Source organism: Mesorhizobium sp. M0244, assembly GCF_040321795.1.
GTDB lineage: Bacteria > Pseudomonadota > Alphaproteobacteria > Rhizobiales > Rhizobiaceae > Mesorhizobium.
Window position 1 is genome coordinate 86,577 of the sequence record NZ_JAMYSE010000010.1, and the last position, 21,252, is coordinate 107,828.

General features: G+C 63.8%; 19 protein-coding genes. 9 read left to right on the forward strand and 10 right to left on the reverse strand.

What is annotated here, in order from left to right; translation table 11 throughout:
- Positions 1-234 precede the first annotated feature (234 nt).
- A complete protein-coding gene (locus NKJ08_RS10480) occupies positions 235-1,170 on the reverse strand; it encodes a GNAT family N-acetyltransferase (RefSeq protein ID WP_502904227.1) in 936 nt (311 codons plus the stop codon).
- Between the two features lie 209 nt (positions 1,171-1,379).
- On the opposite strand from NKJ08_RS10480, the gene argE reads away from it, so the two are divergent.
- The 6 genes from argE (at position 1,380) to NKJ08_RS10510 (ending at position 8,081) form a co-directional block, all read left to right on the forward strand.
- Positions 1,380-2,504, forward strand: a complete 1,125-nt coding sequence (gene argE, locus NKJ08_RS10485; RefSeq protein ID WP_352530278.1) for an acetylornithine deacetylase — start codon at positions 1,380-1,382, stop codon at positions 2,502-2,504.
- 116 nt (positions 2,505-2,620) lie between these two features.
- Positions 2,621-3,544: a 2-hydroxyacid dehydrogenase gene (locus tag NKJ08_RS10490; protein ID WP_352530276.1), complete on the forward strand. Its 924-nt coding sequence runs from the start codon at positions 2,621-2,623 to the stop codon at positions 3,542-3,544.
- Between the two features lie 24 nt (positions 3,545-3,568).
- The gene (locus NKJ08_RS10495) at positions 3,569-3,925 is read left to right on the forward strand and encodes a cupin domain-containing protein (RefSeq protein WP_352530274.1); all 357 of its coding nucleotides are present in this window, start codon (positions 3,569-3,571) and stop codon (positions 3,923-3,925) included.
- A 158-nt stretch (positions 3,926-4,083) separates the two neighbouring features.
- On the forward strand, positions 4,084-5,547 hold the full coding sequence (locus NKJ08_RS10500; RefSeq protein WP_352530272.1) for an aldehyde dehydrogenase family protein: 1,464 nt from the start codon (positions 4,084-4,086) through the stop codon (positions 5,545-5,547).
- Positions 5,548-5,563: 16 nt separating this feature from the next.
- Positions 5,564-6,607 carry a tartrate dehydrogenase gene (locus NKJ08_RS10505; RefSeq protein WP_352781713.1) on the forward strand — a complete coding sequence of 348 codons (1,044 nt, stop codon included), beginning with the start codon at positions 5,564-5,566 and terminating at the stop codon, positions 6,605-6,607.
- A 16-nt stretch (positions 6,608-6,623) separates the two neighbouring features.
- Positions 6,624-8,081: an NAD-dependent succinate-semialdehyde dehydrogenase gene (locus NKJ08_RS10510; RefSeq protein WP_352530268.1), complete on the forward strand. Its 1,458-nt coding sequence runs from the start codon at positions 6,624-6,626 to the stop codon at positions 8,079-8,081.
- A gap of 15 nt (positions 8,082-8,096) precedes the next feature.
- On the opposite strand, the gene NKJ08_RS10515 is transcribed toward NKJ08_RS10510, so the two are convergent.
- On the reverse strand, positions 8,097-9,374 hold the full coding sequence (locus NKJ08_RS10515) for an NAD(P)/FAD-dependent oxidoreductase (protein ID WP_352530266.1): 1,278 nt from the start codon (positions 9,372-9,374) through the stop codon (positions 8,097-8,099).
- 13 nt (positions 9,375-9,387) lie between these two features.
- Positions 9,388-10,056, reverse strand: a complete 669-nt coding sequence (locus NKJ08_RS10520; protein ID WP_352530264.1) for a haloacid dehalogenase type II — start codon at positions 10,054-10,056, stop codon at positions 9,388-9,390.
- A gap of 308 nt (positions 10,057-10,364) precedes the next feature.
- On the opposite strand from NKJ08_RS10520, the gene NKJ08_RS10525 reads away from it, so the two are divergent.
- Positions 10,365-11,201 (forward strand): GNAT family N-acetyltransferase, encoded by an 837-nt coding sequence (locus NKJ08_RS10525; protein ID WP_352530262.1) that lies wholly within the window; start codon positions 10,365-10,367, stop codon positions 11,199-11,201.
- Between the two features lie 14 nt (positions 11,202-11,215).
- Positions 11,216-12,589, forward strand: coding sequence for an aspartate aminotransferase family protein (locus tag NKJ08_RS10530; RefSeq protein ID WP_352530260.1), 1,374 nt, complete (start codon positions 11,216-11,218; stop codon positions 12,587-12,589).
- Between the two features lie 27 nt (positions 12,590-12,616).
- Here the strand turns inward: NKJ08_RS10530 and NKJ08_RS10535 are convergent, their stop codons facing one another.
- Positions 12,617-13,093 carry an Lrp/AsnC family transcriptional regulator gene (locus NKJ08_RS10535; protein ID WP_111548027.1) on the reverse strand — a complete coding sequence of 159 codons (477 nt, stop codon included), beginning with the start codon at positions 13,091-13,093 and terminating at the stop codon, positions 12,617-12,619.
- 336 nt (positions 13,094-13,429) lie between these two features.
- On the opposite strand from NKJ08_RS10535, the gene NKJ08_RS10540 reads away from it, so the two are divergent.
- The gene (locus NKJ08_RS10540) at positions 13,430-14,755 is read left to right on the forward strand and encodes an NAD(P)/FAD-dependent oxidoreductase (protein ID WP_352530257.1); all 1,326 of its coding nucleotides are present in this window, start codon (positions 13,430-13,432) and stop codon (positions 14,753-14,755) included.
- Positions 14,756-14,759: 4 nt separating this feature from the next.
- Here NKJ08_RS10540 and NKJ08_RS10545 read toward each other — a convergent pair whose 3' ends face one another.
- The 6 genes from NKJ08_RS10545 to NKJ08_RS10570 form a co-directional block, all read right to left on the reverse strand.
- Positions 14,760-16,586: an ABC transporter ATP-binding protein gene (locus tag NKJ08_RS10545; protein ID WP_352530255.1), complete on the reverse strand. Its 1,827-nt coding sequence runs from the start codon at positions 16,584-16,586 to the stop codon at positions 14,760-14,762.
- Complete coding sequence (locus NKJ08_RS10550) at positions 16,583-17,449, reverse strand: ABC transporter permease (protein ID WP_352530253.1); 867 nt, start codon at positions 17,447-17,449, stop codon at positions 16,583-16,585. The genes NKJ08_RS10545 and NKJ08_RS10550 overlap by 4 nt, the downstream gene beginning before the upstream one ends.
- Complete coding sequence (locus tag NKJ08_RS10555) at positions 17,446-18,393, reverse strand: ABC transporter permease (RefSeq protein WP_352530251.1); 948 nt, start codon at positions 18,391-18,393, stop codon at positions 17,446-17,448. Before NKJ08_RS10555 ends, NKJ08_RS10550 begins: the two co-directional genes overlap by 4 nt.
- A 67-nt stretch (positions 18,394-18,460) precedes the next feature.
- The gene (locus NKJ08_RS10560) at positions 18,461-20,074 is read right to left on the reverse strand and encodes an ABC transporter substrate-binding protein (RefSeq protein ID WP_352781714.1); all 1,614 of its coding nucleotides are present in this window, start codon (positions 20,072-20,074) and stop codon (positions 18,461-18,463) included.
- A gap of 210 nt (positions 20,075-20,284) precedes the next feature.
- Positions 20,285-21,007: an HAD-IA family hydrolase gene (locus NKJ08_RS10565; RefSeq protein WP_352530247.1), complete on the reverse strand. Its 723-nt coding sequence runs from the start codon at positions 21,005-21,007 to the stop codon at positions 20,285-20,287.
- Positions 21,008-21,084: 77 nt separating this feature from the next.
- A complete protein-coding gene (locus NKJ08_RS10570; protein WP_352530245.1) occupies positions 21,085-21,249 on the reverse strand; it encodes a hypothetical protein in 165 nt (54 codons plus the stop codon).
- Between the last annotated feature and the right edge of the window lie 3 nt (positions 21,250-21,252).

Consider the following 21,252-nt stretch of genomic DNA (forward strand, 5'->3'; position numbering starts at 1 on the left):
CGAGAGTGGGCGCAAAGCGGACCGCCGATTGCAAGTAATTCTACGCCGGAGTCCTCCCGACAGCGTTAGGCGCTTTACCCGTCACTGACCAACTCGGCCGGTTGACCTGGCGAAATGAACCAGCGTCGATTCCACTATCGCAGGCTGTTGGGCGTGTGATCCGATTCGGGTTATGCGCTGTCGACGGGCCGACTCTCCCACGACGGACGATCCCGTCGTCATTTCAAGAAAAGATCAGCCAAAGGCCTGGCTGGCCAATGCGTAGGTGACTGGCAACATACCGGTATCCTGTTCGCTTGCGACAGCCCACGGCCGGCCAAGCCACATGCTGGTCACCGTATCGTAGACCGGCAGACCTGACCGCGCCACGAACTCCGGGAACGGGCCCGTCTCCTGCCGCGTGTCGAGGCGCAGAAATTGCCCGACGTGCTCCGCGACATGCGGCCCCGTGACGGCAATCGCATCGTCATCCGTCGCGGCCACCACCGGCCCGACAACATGGCCGCGTCCGAAAGGACGACAAAGAGCGAAAGCCTGGATGCGGCCTTCGCGCAGAAGCGCCACGCCCTTCGAAACGTCCAACAGCCGTGCCATCAGCGCGGAACGATCAGTGCCGTAGGCGCTGCGATCGAGAGCCACGAGTCGGGCTAGATCGGAATGCTCGATGTTGCGCAAGGTAGCTCCGGCAGGCAGCAATGCGGATGCGGGCATCACCGCGTCGCCCTGGCACTGGTAGACGAGCCGCGCGGGAGCAAAACCAAGAGACAGATAAAGACGGCGCGCCGCTCGGGTGGCGTTCAAGCCTAGGCTGCGCGAGCCGACCCGCGCCAATACGTTGTTCATGATCCAGCGGCCGGCGCCATGGGCCTGCAAGCGCGGCGAGGTGATGACCATGCCAACCGTGGCGAAGTTCGCTCCGAGGGGAAACCACATGGCGGTGGCCACGACCCGCCCGATTTCGTCCTGAGCCGCTATTCCTTCGCCGATTTCCAGCAACATCTGCCAGTCTTCGGCCCGATGCGGCCAGCCGACGCTGATCGAAAGCCCATGCAGCTTTTCAAGCTCAACGTTGGCGATGTCGCCGACCTTCAACTCGAAAGAACTGAGCCGGATGGATTCCGCTGCCTTCAACGACGCCTCTCGGGGCAAATTTGATGGACCTGACTTCATCGAGTCAAGCATAGCCATCTAAATCACAGAATCCGCTTCAGATGAGGCTGTAGTCGAAACTTTTCACTGTAGATCAACGGCTTTCCGCATCCAGGATTTGGAGCGCGTCTCTATGTTGAAGCGGAAGGCTCCCGGAATCGCCCGCCAGTTTGCCGCAGAGGATCCGCAATGTCTCCTTTCGTCCGACACCGTACCCGCGAGCAAGCAACATGACGGCCGAGCAAATCCTGGCCCAGCTTATTGCCTTTGCCTCGGTCGTCGGCCAGCCAAACTGGGCGATCGTGGAATGGATTGCCAACCATGCCGAAGGTTGCGGCGCGAAGGTAACGATCCTCCCCGGACCGGAAGGCGACCGGGCAAACGTGTTCGCCACTTTTGGCCCGGCAGACGTGCCGGGTTTCATCTTGTCCGGTCATATGGATGTGGTCCCGGCCGAGGAGCCGGGCTGGACAACCGATCCGTTTGTGCTGCGCGCCGAGGGAAAGCGGCTCTACGGACGCGGCACCAGCGACATGAAAGGCTTTCTGGGCTGCGTTCTGGCCGCCCTGCCCGTGTTGGCGGCCAAGCCTCTTCTCCGTCCCATCCATCTAGCCTTCTCCTATGACGAGGAAGCCGGCTGCCGCGGCGTGCGGCATCTGATCGAACGTCTGCCTCAGCTCTGCGCAAAGCCGCTAGGCTGCATTGTCGGCGAGCCAAGTGGGATGCGCGCGGTCCTCGCCCATAAAGGCAAGGCCGCGGCGCGTGTCGAAATTCGCGGCCGTTCAGGCCACTCCTCGAGACCCGACCAGGGGTTGAACGCGATCCATGCCATGGCCGCGGTCCTGGCCGGGGCTGTGCAAAGCGCCGAAGCACTCAAGGCAGGGCCTTTGGATGCAAGTTTTTCGCCGCCCTATTCCTCGCTCCAGGTTGGCGTAATTGGCGGCGGACAGGCGCTGAACATCATTCCGGATTTCTGCGCCGCCGAGATCGAGGCGCGCGCCATCGCTGGCGTCTCTCCCGCCGCATTGCTGGCTCCCCTGCAGGCCGCAGCGGCAGACCTGAGCATTCAGGGGTTCGATATCAGTTGGGACATGCTCAGCGAATATCCGGCGCTCTCACTCGCCGCCGAAGCGCCGCTCGCCAGCCTGCTGCGGGACCTGTCGGGGCAAGAGCCGCTAGCCGCAGTGAGCTACGGCACCGAAGCAGGGCTTTATCAGGCGGCGGGAATAGAGGCGATCATCTGCGGGCCGGGCGACATCGGTCGTGCACACCGGCCGGACGAATACATCGAGATCGGCGAGATGGCCGCTTGCCAGCGGATGATCGAGGATCTGGGGGAGCGGCTTCGCTCCTGAAGCCTTCTCGACTGGTGATGAATTTCAGCGCGATCTGCCGTCAGGCTCGACCGCTTCAACGCATCCTGCGGCGCTGCGTCAGCCAAGCTCGATCATCGCTTGCCAAGGAACCTCGAATGGCTTTCCTGATCAATTCCGATCCCGAGCGGGTCCGGATTTTCGCGGACGAGTTCGCTCGCGAATTGCCGGGACTGCGTTTTGCTGCCGACCCTGCCGCGGTCAACAAGGCCGAGGTCCGTTATCTGCTGACCTGGTCGGCACCCGAAGATCTCGGCAGTTTTCCCAATCTGGAAGTGCTGTTTTCGATCGGTGCCGGCGTCGACCAGTTCCGCACAGACCTCCTGTCCGCGAAGGTCAAGCTGGTGCGGATGGTCGAGGAAGGCATCATCCGCATGATGCAGGAATATGTGACACTCGCAGTGCTGGCGCTGCATCGCGACCTGCCGGGCTACCTTGCCCAGCAGGCGCGCAGCGACTGGCGGGCTCGTCCAGTGCGGCAGGCGCCGGACCGGCGGGTGGGCGTGCTCGGCCTCGGCATGCTGGGGTCGGCGGTCCTCGATCGGCTGCGGCCCTTCGGCTTTGCGCTGTCGGGCTGGAGCCGCTCCGCGCGCGACATCCCCGGCATCCGCTGCCATAGCGGCGAAGCGGGGCTGAAGACCTTTCTCTCCCAAACCGACATTCTGATCTGCCTCTTGCCGCTGACCGCCGAAACACGTGGTTTCCTCAATGCCAGTGTGTTCGCCAGCCTGCCTGCCGGGGCGAGCCTGGTGCATGTCGGACGCGGGCCGCAACTCGACCAAGCAGCTCTGCTTGCCGCACTCGACAGCGACCATCTTGCGGGGGCGATGATCGACGTGACCGATCCCGAGCCCTTGCCGGCCGACCATCCGTTCTGGCGCCATCCCAAGATCCTGCTGACCCCGCATGTGGCCGGCGTCACGCAGCCGGAGACGGCGGCAAAAGCCGTGGTCGCCAACATTCGCCGGCATGAAGCCGGACTCGATCCCATCGGTCTCGTCGACCGCAACCGGGGTTACTGACCCTCGCTCGACAAAGGAAATCCCATGTCCCTGCTCAAGACAATCGATCCGAAGCCGCTCAACGCGCCGCGGGAATCAAAGGCGCTGCCCGACCGCCTGATCTCCGGCGATCCCTCCTTCAAGACCTGGGCGCAAGACACCGCACGCGACGCCACGATTCACACCGGAATATGGGAGGCGACACCGGGCGAGACGCGCTCCATCAAGGGAACGACCTTTGAATTTTGCCATATCCTCGAGGGCGTGATCGAGCTGACGGAAGACGGCGGCAAGACCAACACCTATCGCGCAGGCGACAGCTTCGTCATGAAACCGGGTTTTACCGGAATATGGCGAACGGTCGAGACCGTGCGCAAGATCTACGTCACCGTCACTGACTGATCTTCGCGATCGCCCTTCGGTGGCAGCCCTATCCTCCGAAGATTGCGCTGAAACAACGTCGTGAAACGGGATATTCCATCGCCGGCCCCGTCGCGGTCGATGCAAACTGCGCTGCGATGACGGCTAGAGTGCCCCTGTCCTCAAGACAAGGCGACACCATGTCCCTCAGCTTCGATCCCGACGCCCTTGCGTTCCCGCATGGCCACTTCATCGGCGGACGGCTCATCCCCGCAGCCGGCGTGCTGCCGATGCATCGCCCGTCGGACGGCGCGGCCTATGCGGACTGTCCGGTGGCCGGCACCGACGTCGTCGACCAGGCCGTCGACGCAGCAAAGCACGCACTCAAGGACAGTGGCTGGGCAGGCCTGCGCCCGCGCGAACGCACCCGTGTCCTGCAGCGCTGGGCCGACCTGATCGAGGCCGAAGCCGAGACAATGGCCCGACTGGAGGCCGTCGCGTCCACCCGCCCCGTCGGCCAGCTCATCGAAGGTGACATCGCGATCACGGCCGAGCAGATCCGCTTTTTCGCCGAGTTCGCCGACAAGGAAGGCGGCGACCTGGTGCCGACCGCCGACGCCAGCCTGGGAATGATCCTCACCGAGCCCTACGGCGTCGTCGGTGCGATCACGCCGTGGAATTTCCCGCTCTCGATGGCAGGCTGGAAGCTGGGGCCGGCGCTGGCCGCGGGCAACGCCGTGGTGCTGAAGCCCTCCGAGATGACCCCTTTCTCAGTGCTCTACATGGCCGAACTCTCGGTTCGGGCCGGCCTGCCTGCCGGGCTCATTAACATCGTTCTGGGCGACGGCCCGACTACCGGCAATGCGATCACCGGCCATCCGGAAATCGGCAAGATCAGCTTTACCGGATCGACGGCTGCCGGTGCCGCGATCATGCAGAACATCGCCCGCACAGGCATCAAGCCGATGACCCTGGAATTGGGCGGCAAGAGCCCGCAGCTCGTCTTTGCCGATGCCGATCTTGATCTCGCGGCCAGGGCCGTCGCGCAAGGCATTCTGTCGAATGCGGGGCAGGCCTGTGTGGCAGGTTCGCGGCTGATCGTGGCCGAAGCGATCGCTGAGCCGTTGGCACAGGCCATCGCCGCGCACATGGCGGCAATCCGTCCCGGCCCGACCTGGGACGAGGCGACGCGTTATTCGCCGATCATCTCGGAACGCCAGCTCGGCCGGATCGACGCCATCGTCCAGGCCGCCGTCAGTGCCGGCGCCGAATGCCTCGTCGGCGGCAAGCGGCTCGACCGGGAGGGCTATTTCTACGCGCCGACACTGATCGGGGGCGTCGACCAATCCTCCCCCGCGGTGACTGAGGAGATTTTCGGGCCGGTGTTGACCCTGCAGACATTTGCCGAGGAGGAAGAAGCAATGGTCCTCGCCGACCATCCGACCTATGGGCTCGCCGCTGGTGTCTTTACCCGCGATCTTTCCCGCGCCATCCGGGTAACGAAGCGCCTCCAGGCCGGCACCATCTGGGTCAACCGCTACAACCGCTCCCGCGACCACATCCTGTCGACCGGCGGCTACAAGCGCTCCGGCATCGGCAAGGATCTTGGCCGCGAGGCCTATCTCGCGAACCGCAAAAGCAAAAGCGTGCTGATCGACCTTTGATGCTGAAGGACGGAATATGAAGAGCTATTCCATCGCGTTGATCCCCGGCGACGGCATCGGCAAGAGCGTCACCGACGCGGCCTGGCAGGTGCTCGAGGCCGCGGCCAGGGGCTCCGGCTTCGCGCTGCAGGGCCAGCACTTCCCCTGGTCCTGTGCCTACTACAAGCAAACCGGCAGGATGATGCCGGAAGACGGGATCGAGACCTTGCGCGGCTTCGACGCGATCCTGCTCGGCGCAGTCGGCTGGCCGGCGGAAGTGCCGGACTCGGTGTCTCTGTATGGGCTCCTTCTGCCGATCCGCAAGGCGTTCGTGCAATACGCCAACATCCGGCCGCACCGGCTGCTGCCCGGGGTCGAGGTACCGCTGAAGGCCGCAAGTTTCGACATCCTCTGCATCCGCGAGAATACCGAGGGCGAATATTCCGGCGCCGGCGGCCGCGTGCACCAAGGCACCGGCGATGAGGTCGCGGTGGAGACCTCGATCTTCACACGCAAGGGCGTCGAGCGGATCCTGCGCTTTGGCTTCGAGCAGGCGCGGTTGCGGAAGCGAAAACTCGCTTCGGTGACCAAGTCGAATGCGCAGAAATACTCGATGGTGTTCTGGGACGAGGTGACGGCGCGCCTTGCCACCGAATATCCGGACATCCAGGTCACCAGCTACCATATCGATGCCATGGCCGCGCGGATGGTGATGGCGCCGGAAAGCCTCGACGTTGTCGTTGCCTCCAACCTGTTCGGCGACATCCTCACCGATCTGGGCGCGGCGATCCAGGGTGGCCTCGGCTTCGCCGCCTCCGCCAACATCAATCCGGATCGCAGCGCGCCTTCGATGTTCGAACCGGTTCATGGCTCAGCCCCCGACATTGCCCATCTCGGCATCGCCAACCCGATCGCTGCCATCTGGTCCGGGGCGATGATGCTTGGCCATCTGGGCGAGCATGACGCGGCAGCGAGGGTGATGGCGGCGATCGAAGCCGCGACCGCGCGCGGCATCGGCACGCGGCCGGGCGAGGACCGGACCGAGGTGATCACCACGGCCGTGCTGGCAGCACTTGCCTGAACCGGGAGGGAAAGACATGAAAGAATTGAACGACAAAGGCCTGTTCCGGCAGCAATGCCTGATCGCCGGCGGGTGGCAGGATGCGACCTCACGCGCCAGCGTCGAAGTGATCGATCCCGCCGCCCAGGCAGCGATCGGCTCGGTCCCCGATGTCGGTAGGGTTGAAACCCGCGCGGCGATCGAGGCGGCGCAAGCGGCCTTCGGCCCATGGCGTGCGAAAACGCACGCCGAGCGTGCCGCGCTGCTGGAAGCATGGCACATGCTGATGATCGAAAATGCGCAGGACCTGGCCCGCATCCTGACGCTCGAGCAAGGCAAGCCGCTGGCGGAGGCGCTTGGCGAAATCCGCTACGGCGCCTCTTTCGTCAAATGGTTCGCCGAGGAGGCGCGCCGGATCGGCGGCAGCACCATTCCCTCGCCGACGCCGGATCGGCGGATCGTGGTGCTGAAGGAACCGGTCGGCGTCTGCGCCATCATCACGCCGTGGAACTTCCCCAATGCCATGATCACAAGGAAAGTCGCGCCAGCGTTGGCGGCGGGCTGCACCGTGGTGGTCAAGCCTTCGGAATTCACCCCGTTCTCGGCGCTGGCGCTCGGCGTGCTGGCGGAGCGCGCCGGCATTCCCGCCGGCGTCATCAACATCGTTACCGGCATGCCAGCGGACATCGGCGCCGAACTGACGGCCAACGAAACGGTACGCAAGATCTCCTTCACCGGCTCGACCCGCGTCGGATCGTTGCTGATGCGCGGGGCGGCCGACAGCATCAAGCGCCTCAGCCTCGAACTCGGCGGCAACGCGCCGTTCATAGTCTTCGACGACGCCGATCTCGACCTCGCCATCGAGGGTGCCATCGTCTCCAAGTTCCGCAATGGCGGGCAGACCTGCGTCTGCTCGAACCGTCTCCTCGTGCAGTCGGGTGTCTACGACGCCTTCGCCAGCAAGCTCGCCGCGCGGGTTTCGGCGATGAAGGTGGGGCCAGGCACCGAACCCGGCGTGGAGATCGGACCGATGATCAACGCCGCCGCCATCGACAAGATCGACCGGCATGTCTGCGACGCGCTGGCCAAGGGCGCCCGCGTGCTGTCGACAAGTCCCGCGATGCCTGAGGGCAAGCAATATGCGACGCCGATGGTGCTGGGCGATGCGACGGCGGACATGCTTCTGGCCGGCGAGGAAACCTTTGGTCCGGTCGCGCCGCTGTTCCGCTTCGAAACCGAGGCCGAGGCCATCACTCTTGCCAACGGCACACCCTACGGTCTAGCCGCCTATTTCTACAGCGAGAGCCTGAAGCGGTCATGGCGGGTGGCGGAAGCGCTTGAATTCGGAATGGTGGGGCTGAATACCGGCGCGATTTCAACCGAGGTCGCCCCGTTTGGTGGTGTCAAGCAATCGGGCCTGGGACGCGAAGGGGCGCAGTGCGGCATTGAGGAATATCTCGAAATGAAGAGCTTCCATATCGGCGGGCTGAGCTAGCCAGTCCAATGGCCGTTACTGAAAGCGATCGAGCGTCTTATAGTAGAGACCGACGAGCGGCAGGAACCAGGGCTTGCCGAAGTGACCCGGGACCGCGGGCCACCCAAGACCGGCGACCGGGTTGCGATCGGCCTTGCCCAGAATGGCGTCGGCGATGATCATTCCCATGTGGGTGGACATCTGCGCGCCGTGGCCGGAATAGCCCATGGCGAACCAGAGACCGTCGGCAAAGCCCGCGCGCGGGAACCGATCCTTTGTCATGTCCACCAGCCCGCCCCAGCAATAGTCGATCTCGACCTTGGCCAGATGCGGGAAGATCTGCGCCAGGCTTGCGCGCAGAATCGCGCCGCTCTTTTCGTCCGACTGCTGGTCGGAGGTGGCCGAAAATCGCGCGCGTCCACCGAAGATCAGCCGGTTGTCCGGCGACAAGCGAAAGTAGTTGCCTACATTCAGCGAGGTGACGAAGGTCCGGTTGCCCGGCACCGTTGCCGCGATCTCGGCCGGGGAAAGCGGCCTCGTGGCAATGATGAAACTGCCGACCGGCACGATGCGGCGGCGGAAGTAGCCAAAGGCACTGGTGGTATAAGCGCCTGTCGCCAACAGGACATTGTCGGCGGCGACAGTGCCTCTCGGTGTCGTCAGCTCATGCCGGCCCGCGGCCGACCGGTGCCCGGTCACCGGCGTGTTCTCGAAAATCGTTGCACCCTGCCGCACCGCGGCCCCGGCGATGCCAGAGACAAACCGTCCCATATGCATCATCGCGCTCTTCTTCGACAGCATCGCGCCATGGAATACGGACGAGCCGATCTCGCTCTTCAGATCAGCTGCCGTCAGCAGTGCGGTGTCGGGATCGACCTCGCGGTTGACGGCTGCAAAATTGCGGGCGATTGCCTCGAAATGCGCCGGCTTGGAGGCAAGCTTCAGCTTGCCTGAGCGGCGGAAGTCGCAATCGATCGCCTCCTCCGCCACGATGCGCTCGATCGTATCGACGGAATCGTCGAAGGCGCGATAGAGCGCCACGGCACGTTCGGGTCCCAGTTCGGACTTGGCGGCGAGAAAACTATGGGCGAGGCCATTGTTGAGATGGCCGCCATTGCGGCCCGAGGCGCCGCAGCCGACGCGGCCCGCTTCCAGTAGGACCACCTTGGCGCCTGCCTTGGCCAGGTGCCGCGCCGCCGCCAGCCCGGTGAAGCCGCCGCCGATGACGGCCACGTCGTAGCGACCCTCGGCCGGTCCTTCGGCCGCTCCTGCGAAGACCGGAGCGGTATCGTGCCAGTAGGACTCGAACTTCATCGCCAAGACTCCATCAGAGCCCGACAACCCCGGGCAGGCCCGAGATGTCCTTGATCTCGGTGTATTCATAGTAGGGGTTGGCGGGCTCATGGCCGCGATTGACCCAGACCTTGTGCTTGATGCCCAGATCATAGGCGGACATCAGGTCGTAGCGGAACGACGAAGAGCAGTGCAGCACGTCCTGCGGACCGCAACCCAGCATGTCGAACATGTATTCGAAGGCTTGGAAGCGCGGCTTGTAGGCATTGGCCTGCTGGGCGGTGTAGACGGCGTGGAAGGGTGCACCGAGCTTTTCCACATTCGACATGATCTGCTCGTTCATCGCGTTGGACAGGATGACCAGCGGGATTTCCTTGGCGACCTTTGCCAGACCAGCCGGCACGTCCGGATGCGGGCCCCAGCTCGGCACAGTCTCGTAGATGGCACGCGCGTCCTCGGCGCGGAAGGCCACCCCGTTCTTGCGGCAGGTGCGTTCGACGGCATTGTGAATGACTTCGTTGTAGGGCTTCCAGTCGCCGAGGATTTCGTCCAGCCGGTAGGCCGCGAAATTCTTGATGAACTGCGCCATCTCCGGCGCGTCGAGCTGGGGTCCGTATATCCTCTGCGCGGCCTCGGCCATCTGGAAGTTGGTAAGCGTGCCGTAGCAGTCGAAGGTGATGTATTTGGGCCGGAACTGTGACATGTCGCGAAAGTCCTTCCAAATTGCGGTGCGGGCCTGGACTGCATCATAGGCAGAGGCATCCCCGTTCGATCACCGCAATTGCAGCCATTGAAAGCAGAATGTTTCGTATCATTGCTGCCGGGGCGGAAAGTTGTGCCGTCGCCGCCACCTCAGGGGAGCGGACGTTCCATCGCGGTCGTCAACCTGCGGCAGAAGATGCGGCGAGCGCCGCAAGGGACGGCGGAAGATACCGCGCCCGGCACGTCGTCGGGACGATCTTCTTTGCCGACGGGTCTATCACAGGGCAGCGAACCGTCGGAAATGAGCTCATGCAGACAGACGAAATCACACTCGTGGATTTTGCCCCCGAGCATCTCGATGGCGCGGTGGCTTTGTCGTCCCAGGCGGGCTGGCCGCACAGGCGGGAGGACTGGGCGATGGGGCTGGCGCTCAGCGCCGGCTTCGTCGCATTGGAGGGCGAGCGGGTTGTCGCAACCACGCTGGTCACACCATACGGCAAAGCTGCCGCCACCATCAACATGGTAATCGTCGATGTTGCGATGCGCGGCCGGGGCATCGGGCGCAAGCTGATGGATCTTGCCCTGCAAGCGAGCGAAAGCCGCGAATGCCGGCTGGTGGCGACACGGGAAGGCCTGCCACTTTACGAAAAGCTCGGCTTCCAGGCGACCGGGGCGGTATTGCAGCATCAGGGCCTGCTCGCCGAGACCCTTGCCGGCGAAGGCGTCGAGTGGGCGACGGCGGACGATGCCGCTGCATTCGTGGAGCTGGACCGTTCGGCCTGCGGCATGGACCGCGGTGGTCTGATCAGGCTGCTGTGCGAACAGGCGCGCATCGCCGTTCTGCGCCGGGAGGGAAAGCCCGTCGGTTTTGCGGCGGTGCGCACCTTCGGCCGCGGCAAGGTCGCGGGGCCGGTCGTAGCAGAGACATCTGAGGCCGCCCGCAGCCTGCTCTCATTCCTTTTTGCCGCCAGCCCCGGCACCTTGTTGCGTGTCGATACATCAGAGAGTTCAGGGCTGTCGCCGTGGCTTGCCGGACTGGGCCTGGCCAGGGTGGGAGGCGGGATCACCATGCGCAGGGGCGACCCCGCTTCCCGGCGGGCGCCACGCGTCCAGACCTTTGCCCTGGCCAGTCAGGCCCTTGGCTGAACCCGGAGGAAAACATGCGGAGCAATTCCTTGATCGAACTCGACCGCGCCCATCTGGTGCATCCGGTCGCCTCCTATCGCGGCCATGAGAAGGCCGGGGTACGCGTCCTGCAATCCGCCACCGGCGCCACCGTCACCGATGCCACCGGCCATCAGATGATCGACGGCTTTGCCGGCCTGTGGTGCGTGAACGCCGGCTATGGCCAGGAAAGCATCGTCGAAGCGGCGACCCGGCAGCTGCGCGAATTGCCGTATGCCACCGGCTATTTCGGCCTCGGCTCCGAACCGGCCATCCGGCTGGCGGCGGAACTTGCCGAGCGGGCGCCGGGCGACCTCAATCACGTCTACTTCACGCTTGGCGGCTCCGATGCCGTCGATAGCACCATCCGTTTCATCCATTATTACCAGAATGCCAGGGGCATGCGGCAGAAGAACCAGTTCATTTCGATCGAACAGGGCTACCACGGCTCGTCAACGGTGGGTGCGGGGCTCACCGCCTTGCCTGCTTTCCACGCCGGCTTCGGCGTGCCGCTGGACTGGCAGCACAAGATTCCGTCGCACTATGCCTACCGCAATCCGGTAGGAAGCGATCCGCAGGTGATCATCGCCGCCTCGGTCGCCGCACTACGCCATAAGGTGGAAGAGCTCGGCCAGGATCGTGTGGCGGCCTTCTATGCCGAACCGATCCAGGGTTCCGGCGGCGTGCTGGTGCCGCCGCCGGGCTGGATGAAGGCGATGCGCGATCTGTGCACGGAGCTGGACATCCTCTTCGTCGCCGACGAGGTCATCACCGGCTTCGGCCGCACTGGACCGCTGTTTGCCTGTTCCGAGGACAACATCGTCCCGGATCTGATGACCACCGCCAAGGGCCTGACCTCCGGTTATGCGCCGATGGGGGCGGTTTTCATGTCAGACCATGTCTACGACACGATCGCGGACGGCGCGGGCGAATCCGCCGTCGGCCATGGCTATACCTATTCCGCTCATCCCGTCAGTGCGGCTGTCGGCCTCGAGGTTCTGCGGCTCTATGAAGGCGGTCTGCTGGACAACGGCCGCAAGGCAGGAGCCCGGCTGATGTCGGGCCTCGAAAGCCTAGCCGACCATCCGCTGGTCGGCGACGTGCGCGGCCGTGGCATGCTGGCGGCGATCGAGCTGGTCGTCGACAAGCAACGCAAGACCCCGCTTCCACCAGCGGCCAATCCGTCGCGGCGGATATTCGACCGCGCCTGGGACAACGGGCTCATCATCCGGGCTTTCGGCAATGGCGTGCTGGGTTATGCCCCACCGCTCTGCTGCACGGAGGCCGAGATCGACGCCATCGTCGATCGCACGCGCATGACACTCGACCAGACGCTGGAAGACCCGGACGTTCGCGCCACCATGGCGTGAACCCGAAGCGCGTCACTGCATGGCCTGCTACAGCGGAAACAGGCTCTTGAGCGGCATGTAATTTTTGACGATCGGCGACTTCAGCACGACGAAGCTGAAGTACTTGTCGATGCCGATATCCATGTCCGTAAGCCGCTCCATGATCGCCTGATATTCGGCAATCCCGGCGGTGACGAATTTCAGCAGATAGTCGTAACCGCCGGAAACGAGGTGGCATTCGACCACCGAATCCACCTTTTCAACAGCGGCGAGGAAGCGCGCGAAGTCGATCTGGCGGTGGTTCCTCAGCGTCACCTCGGTGAAGACGGTGAGCGTCTGCCCCAGTTTTGCGATGTCTATCTGGGCGGAATAGCGGACGATATAGCCTTCGGCCTGCAGCTTCTTCACCCGCATCAGGCAGGGGCTGGGCGAGAGATTGACCAGCTCCGCCAATTCCACATTGGTGATGCGGCCGTTCTTCTGCAGTTCGTAGAGGATCTTGATGTCGATCCGATCGAGTTTCATGCACGGTCCAAGGCAAAGGCTCGGCACGGCGCCGGCGGATCTGATCGAAGCATATTATGCCGAAGCCGAGCAGGAGCAAGGACAAACACCCGCTGCCGCTTTCGGCAATTCCAGGAAACCTGCACCCAAGCGCGCGTTTGAACGGATTTGTACGATGTCCTGAGGTCTTCGTTCTATGCATTTCGTCGGCCTGCCGCGCGCTTTTGCTCGATATGCGGTAGCAGAATCCCCCGCTGGCAGAGCTCTTGACCAAAGGAAATGCTGCGGCCCGTCGATCTGTGGCAATCGTCGCCTCGCCCGGAGCAGTAGAGTGGTCGCCGCTGCCGGAGATTTCGCATGCCCTCCCCGCTTCTGCATATCGAGACCACGCCAACCTTGCCGGCGGCGGCCGATGTCGTCGTGATCGGTGGCGGGATCGTCGGCGCCTTCGCGGCATATTATCTCGCCCGGCGCGGCTTGCAGGTGGCCTTGCTGGAAAAGGGCCGGATCGGCGCCGAACAGTCCAGCCGAAACTGGGGCTGGTGCCGGCAGCAGAACCGCGACGCCCGGGAACTGCCGATGGCCACGGCAAGCCTCGCACTCTGGGAGCAGCTTGCCAGCGAAATCGGCGAAGATCCGGGCTTTCGCCGTTGCGGGCTCCTCTACCTCAGCAACGACGAGGCCGAGATAGCCCGCTGGGCCCGCTGGCGTGATTTCGCCCACGGCGTCGGCGTGACCACGCATATGCTCAGCCCCGACGAGGCAAGCGAGCATGGAAAAGCCACCGGCCAACGCTGGAAGGGCGGCGTCTTTTCACCTTCCGACGGAACCGCCGACCCCTCCCGCGCAGCACCCATAGTGGCGCGTGGCGTCCTGAAGGCCGGCGGAAGTGTCCATCAGATGTGCGCCGCGCGCGGCATCGAGACCGAAGCGGGCCGGGTCAGCGCGGTGATCACCGAGGCGGGCACAATCCGTACCAGGACAGTGGTGCTGTCGGCGGGCGCATGGGCCTCTTCGTTCTGTCGCCAGCTCGGCGTACGCTTTCCGCAAGCCTCCGTCCGCTCTTCGATCCTTTCGCTCGCACCCGGACCTTCGGGGCTGCCGGATGCGCTGCACACTGCCGAGATCTCGGTCACCCGCCGCGGCGACGGCGGCCACACGCTGGCTATCAGCGGCCGCGGCAGCCTTGATCCGACGCTGCAGCAGCTGCGTTTCGCCCGCGAATTCGTACCGATGTTCGCCCGGCGCTGGCGCAGCCTTGCTCCCGGCACCTTGCAGGGATGGCAATCGGGACACGAGAGGCTGGCCCGCTGGCGGCTCGATGCGCCGACGCCGATGGAGCACAACCGCATTCTGGACCCGCGCCCCGACCGGGGATTGATCCGGGAAACACACCGGCGCGCCTGCGCGTTGCTGCCGACGCTGCAAAATGTGCCAGTCGCGGCCAGTTGGGCCGGCTATATCGACAGCACGCCGGACGGCGTTCCCGCCATCGGCGAGGTCGAGGGGCTGCCGGGCTTCATCCTGGCGGCCGGCTTCAGCGGTCACGGCTTCGGTATCGGTCCTGGCGCGGGCCACCTGATCGCCGATCTGGCAACCGGCTCGACTCCTGTGGTCGATCCCATGCCCTATCGCCCGGAGCGGCTCGATGCGTCCGCCTGGGGCAAGGTGGCGGAGTTCTGACGAGCTAGGCGCCCACGCCCATTGCCAACAATTCCCGCTCCTCCAGATGGCAAAGGATTTCGCTTCCCTTCGACAGGTGACGAATGGGCGGCGCCAGCACGTCGCAAACTCCGAGCTTCCTGACCGGGCATCGTGGCACGAAGGGACAGCGGTCGGATCGCGCCAAGACGGGTGCGACGCCCATTTCCGCCGAGGCAGCCTTTTTGCCGAGGCCGTCCAGCCAGCCTGTGCGCAATTCGGGGATCGAGGACACCAGAAGGTCCGAATAGGGATGGAGCGGCGCCGCACGCATTGCCGCGCGGCTGCCGGCTTCGACCTTGCGCCCGGCATAAAGCACCATCACGTCGTCGCAGATCGCGCGCACCGTCGACAGGTCGTGGCTGATGAACAGATAGGAAAGCTTCAACTCCTTTCGCAACTCGGCCAGCAGATCGAGAATAGCCGCGGCGACCACGGTGTCGAGGGCTGACGTCACCTCATCGCACAGGATCAGCGCCGGCTCGGCAGCGAGCGCGCGGGCAAGGTTGACGCGCTGCTTCTGGCCGCCGGATAGTTCGCCCGGAAGCCGTTCGGCAATGTTGGCCGGCAGATGCACGAGGTCGAGCAGCCGGCGCACCCTGCGGCTGCGCTCGGCACCGTTCACGTTATGATAGAAGGTCAGCGGCCGGCCCAGGATCTGCCCGACCGAGCGGGTCGGATTGAGGGCCGTGTCGGCCATCTGGAAGACGATCTGGATGTTGCGCAATTGATCCCTGGAGCGCTGCGCCACGGATCCTGCCAGGGTTTCGCCGCGGAACTTCACCGTTCCGCCGGCAGCGGGAAGCAGTCCGGCGATAACGCGGGCCAATGTGCTCTTGCCGCAGCCGGACTCGCCGATGACGCCGAGATTGGTGCCCGGCTGCAGGCTGAGGCCGACATCGTTGAGCACCGTCACATTCGGCAGGCCGTCCGGACGGGACTTGCCGTATCCGGCGACCAGCCCCTCGACCTCGAGCAAGGGCAGCTCCCGCGTCATCTCGGCAGGCGGAGCGGCCTGGGCGTGCACGGCGGGATTGGCCGCGGCGAGCAGACTGCGGGTGTAGGGACTTTGGGCGTCCGTCAGAATCTGCCCGGTCGGAGCGCTTTCCTGAATGGAGCCATCGCGCAGCACGACGATGTGGTCAGCGATCTGCGCCACCACCGCCAGGTCGTGGGAGACATAGACGCCGGTGGTGTTGCGCTCGCGGATCACCGACTTGAACGAGCGCAAAACCTCGATCTGGGTGGTGACGTCGAGCGCCGTCGTCGGTTCGTCGAAGATCACCAGCTCCGGTTCAGCGATCAGCGCCATCGCCGCCGCCAGGCGCTGCAGCTGGCCGCCCGACACCTGGTGCGGATAGCGTGACCCGACCCCTTCGGGATCGGGCAACGCCAGCGCGCGAAACAGCTCCACCGCCTTCGCTTCCGCTTCTGCTCGCGGTGCCAGCTTGTGGATCATCGCGCTTTCCACAACCTGCGACATGATCGTTCTCGCCGGGTTGAAGGCGGCTGCCGCGCTTTGCGCAATATAGCTGACATTGCGGCCGCGGATCTTGGCCTTTTCTGCTTCCGACAGGGACAGGATCTCACGCTCGCCGATCCGGATCGAGCCGCCGGTGATGCGGCAGCCGCTGCGGGCATAACCCATCAGGGAAAGCGCAATCGTCGTTTTGCCGGAACCGGACTCACCGATTAACGCGACGACCGTTCCGCGCGGGACCGTGAAGCTGATATCGTGGACGATCGGCGTCTCGCGGCCGCTGTCGCTACGGGCGATGACGCGTAGGTTCTTAACTTCGACGAGCTCGCTCATGGCAGGCGATCCCGCAGGCGGCGCGGAAGATTGTCGATCGCTAGATTGACGCTGATGGTCAGCGAGGCGATGGCGAGCGACGGCATGATCACGGCAGGCGCCCCATAGGCCAGCCCGGATACGTTCTCGCGCACCAGCGCTCCCCAGTCGGCGTTGGGCGGCTGTACGCCCAGACCGAGAAAGCTGAGACCGCTCAGCAACAGCACGATGAAGACGAAGCGCAGGCCGAAATCCGCCAGCACCGGCCCGATCATGTTGGGCAGGATCTCTTCGCGAACCGTGTAGACGAAGCCTTCGCCACGCGCCTTGGCGACCTGCACGAAGTCGAGCTCGTTGATGTTGACGGCGAGCGCACGCGCTATGCGGAAAGAGCCGGGAAAATAGAGAAAGGCGAGCGTTCCCACCAGCACCGGAAGCGAACTGCCGATCGCCGCTATGATCACGAGACCGAACATCAGGTGCGGGATCGCAATCAGTGCATCTATGCCGCGGCTGACTATCGTGTCGAACCAGCCGCCGAGGACCGCGCTGATCATGCCTAGTGCGACGCCGATGGTACAGGCGATAAAGGCGGCCGCAATCGAGACGCCGACCGTGTATCGCGCCCCGAGAATGATGCGGCTCAGCATGTCGCGTCCAAGGTAGTCGGTGCCGAGCGGATAATCGCGGCTCGGCGAGGTGAACACGTCCATGCTGACGATCTTGCCGATCGGGTACGGCGCAAGCCATGGGCCGACGAGCGTAATCACGACCCAGAACAGTATGATGCAGAAGCAGACCGCACCGACCGCGGAGATGGTCAGGCCGCCTGCGCCAAACGTCGTTCGCCGGCTCTCGGGAATGATATCGGTGTGCTTGGTCATTTGTATCGCAGACGCGGGTTGGCGAGGATCGCGCATATGTCGGCTACGGTCACGAGGGCGAGATAGCCGAAACAGAAGATCATCGCGCAGGTTTGAATGAGAGGCATGTCGCGGGTGGCCACCCCGTCCACCATCAGCTTGGCGATGCCCGGGTAGTTGAAGATGGTTTCGACAATGATGACGCCGCCAAGCAGATAGGACAGGCTGAGCGCGACGGCATTGGCGATCGGACCGATCGCATTGGGCAGAGCGTGCGTCAGCACCGCACGAACCCGGCCGGCGCCCTTGAGCGTCGCCATCTCGACGAATGGCTGGCCGAGCGTGTCGATCAATGCGGCGCGGGTCATGCGGATCATCTGTGCCGAGACGACGAAACTCAGGCTGATGACCGGCATAGCGAAGACACGCAGCAATTCACCCAGCGAATGCACGTCGTTTGCGAAGGAAAGTGCTGGAAACCAGTGCAGGTGCACGGCGAAAACCAGCACCGCAATCGTGGCGACCATGAATTCCGGCACCGACACGACCGCGATCGTGGCAAAACTGACAAGCCGATCGTAGAGCGTGTTTCGCCACATCGCCGCGGTGATCCCCAAGGTAAGGGCGATCGGAACGGAAAAGGCGGCGGTGACGCCGGCAAGCAGTAGGGTATTGTGAAGGCGGCCGCCGATCAGCGTGACGATCGGAATGTCGTTGACCAGCGACGTGCCGGGATTCCCCGTCATCATCCCACCCAGCCAGAAAATATAGCGAAGCACCGCCGGCTGATCGAGATGCATCGCCTTGCGCAGGCCGGCGACCGCTTCAGGCGTGGCGGCCTGACCCAGAACGATCTGCGCCACATCGCCCGGCAGCATGTTGGTCGCCACGAAGACGACCACCGAAACGATCAGCAGCGTGAGCAGGGCCACCCCGAGGCGGGTCAGGATCATGCGCGTTATCATGCCGTGCAACTCCAGCGGAATGCGGGCGAAGCGCGAGTGGCGAGCCACCCGCGCCAGGTCGGTACCATCAAGCTTCGAGCCAGACGTTTTCCGAAAACGCAAAGCCCATCATACCACCGGTAGCCATCGGCTTCAGCCCCTTGAGCTTGGAGCTGTGAGCGTCGATGTTGCTGATGAAGACCGGGATCGCGACGCCGCTCTCCTCGTGCACCATCTTCTGCAGTTCGCCGTACATCTCCTTGCGCTTGGCGTCGTCGCGTTCCTTGCGGGCCTCGACAAGGATCTTGTCGAAACGCTCGCTCTTCCAATGCGATTCATTCCAGGGCGCGCTCGATGTGTAGAGCAGCGAGAACAGGATATCGGCCGTCGGGCGGGGATTGATATTGCCGAAACAGATGGGCGCCTTAAGCCAGTAATTCGACCAGTAGCCGTCTGCAGGCACCTTCTGGATATCGAGATCGAGGCCAATCTGGAACGCGGACTGTTGCAGCAGCACCGCCATGTCGATGGACTGGTCGGCGGCCGTCGAAGCAACGACCGGGATCCTTGTGCCCGCCAGCGACGACTTGGCAAGCAGCGACTTGGCCTTCTCGGGGTCATAGGGGCGCTGCGGCAGGTCGGCATTGTAGAAGCGGTTCGTCGGCGGCACCGGCTGGTCGTTGGCGACCTCGGCGTAGCCGCGGTAGATCGCCGTCTTGATCTGCTCACGGTCGAGCAGCAGCTTCATCGCCTCGACGAAATTCGGATCACTGCCCGGCGCGGTGTCGAGCCGCATGTTCAGGTCGGTATAGTTGCCCGCCGTCGTCGTCAGGAGATCGAAACCGCCGGCCTGCTTGATCAGCTGCGTCGACCGCGGATTGACCGAGCCGATCAGCGCGACGTCGCCCGAGAGCAAGGCGTTGACGCGAGCATTCTCGTCGGCAATGGCGAAGAACTCGACCTGGTCGAGATAGGGTCCGGTTCCTTTCCAGTAGTTCTCGTTACGAACGGCGATGGAATGCACGCCAGGCTGGAACTCCTTGCATTTGAAGGCGCCGGTGCCGTTGGCCGTGGTGAAGTCGGTTGTGCCAGCCTTGACGATCAGGAAATGGAACGTCCCGAGGATGACGGGAAGATCGGCGTTCGGCCCCGTCAAAACGATGGTGACCTCATTGTCGCCTGACTTCTTGACCTCGCCGATCTGGTCGGCGAGCGACTTGGCCTTCGACCCTACGGCCGGGTCCTTATGCCGGTTGAGCGAATAGACGACGTCGTCCGGACCGAAGGTCGAACCGTCATGGAAAGTCACGCTCTTGCGCAGCTTTACGGTCCAGGTGACGGAATCGTTGGTGTCGAAGCTCTCAGCCAGGTCCATTTGCGGCGAGAGCTTGTCGTCGAGGCTGGTAAGGCCGTTGTAGAAGCTGGTGCAGCGAACATAGTCGGTGGAAAGCGATGACTTGGCCGGATCGAGTGTGTCGGTGGTGCCGCTCGAATAACCGGCGGCGCGCATGCTGCCGCCTTTCTTCGGTGTGTCGGCATAGGCCTTGGTGGCAGAGCCCAGCACCGTGCCGGCCAGCGCGGCGCCCATTCCGCCAGCCAGAAGCATGCCGAGAAGCTCGCGCCTTGTGGCACCGTGGCGGATGGCGCTTTCGATCCGGGCGGTGTCGACCGGGCGCAAAATCTTGTCAAAATAGGGTTTCATCGTGTCAGCCTTTCGTTGAGCCGGCCGGCCAGGCTTGGCGCGCACCGGAGACCATTCTGGTTCATTTTCAAGCGCCCGAAGGCACCTCAGGCGATGACATTCAGTGTGGCTGTCTTCCCATCATTCCATTCCTGTTCCCCTGTTGGTTTCTTTGGTCTTGTTATGATCTTGGCGCCACTGTCTGAGCGGACGCGGGTATCGCAGGCGTATTCAGGCGACGCGATCCAGGCGGTCCTCGTCGACCGCGTCGGCCAGTTCGGCAAGTGTCGAGAAATGGTGGTCGGGCACCGTTAGCCTGGCAGGTTCGAGCGTGCCGCCAAATCCCTTCATGCCCTTGCGGCGCTCGATCCAGCAGACGGTGTAGCCAAGCTCGCGCGCCACGCCGATATCGTGATACTGGCTCTGCGCCACATGCAGAATGTCCTTCAGGCCGAAGCCCCAGGCGCTGATGCGGCCACGGGCGAAGGCGAAGAATTGTGGGTCCGGCTTTTCCAGGCCGACATCGTCCACCGTGACGGTGAGGTCGAACGGATTGCCAAGTGTTTGTGAAAAATGCGCCAACGCCCAGTTTTGGGCGTTGGTCATGGCGACCAGCTTGAACCGCTTGTGCAAGCGGGCAAGCGCCTCGACCGAATCCGCGAAGGCCGGCCAGTGCTTCACGGATTGGCGCAAGCCTTGCGCCGCCTCATCCGTAGCCGGCAGGCCGAGCGCCCGAGCAATTTCGAGGTAGCAGCGGGCGAGATCGTCCGGAAACAGGCCGGCATCCGGCTTGGCGCGCGCCTTGCGATAGGCGGTCAGAACCGTTTCGCCATCGACGGATAGTCCTGCCTTTTCGGCGACATCCCGCACATAGCTGGCGATGCCCGTTTCGAAATCTATCAACGTCCCGACGACATCGAAGGTCAGCACTCTGAAGTCTTTTTTCACGTGCATGCGCCTTTTTCCGAGGGGCTGCCATTTTTCCGAGCTTATGGCATCCGGACGGTTTGAATGGCTGAAGAGACTGGCTTTCACGGCAGAGAATTCTGAACTGGCGGCGAAGTCGCAATATTGCGCGGCGCAGACTTGCCCCGATGCCGCCCAACGATCACCGCCGAAGCGGCGAGGATGTTCTCAGCCGGTCTGTCGCCGTCGACCGAGCCAAGATCGTCGTGAAAACCCGATGATTTTGACATTTT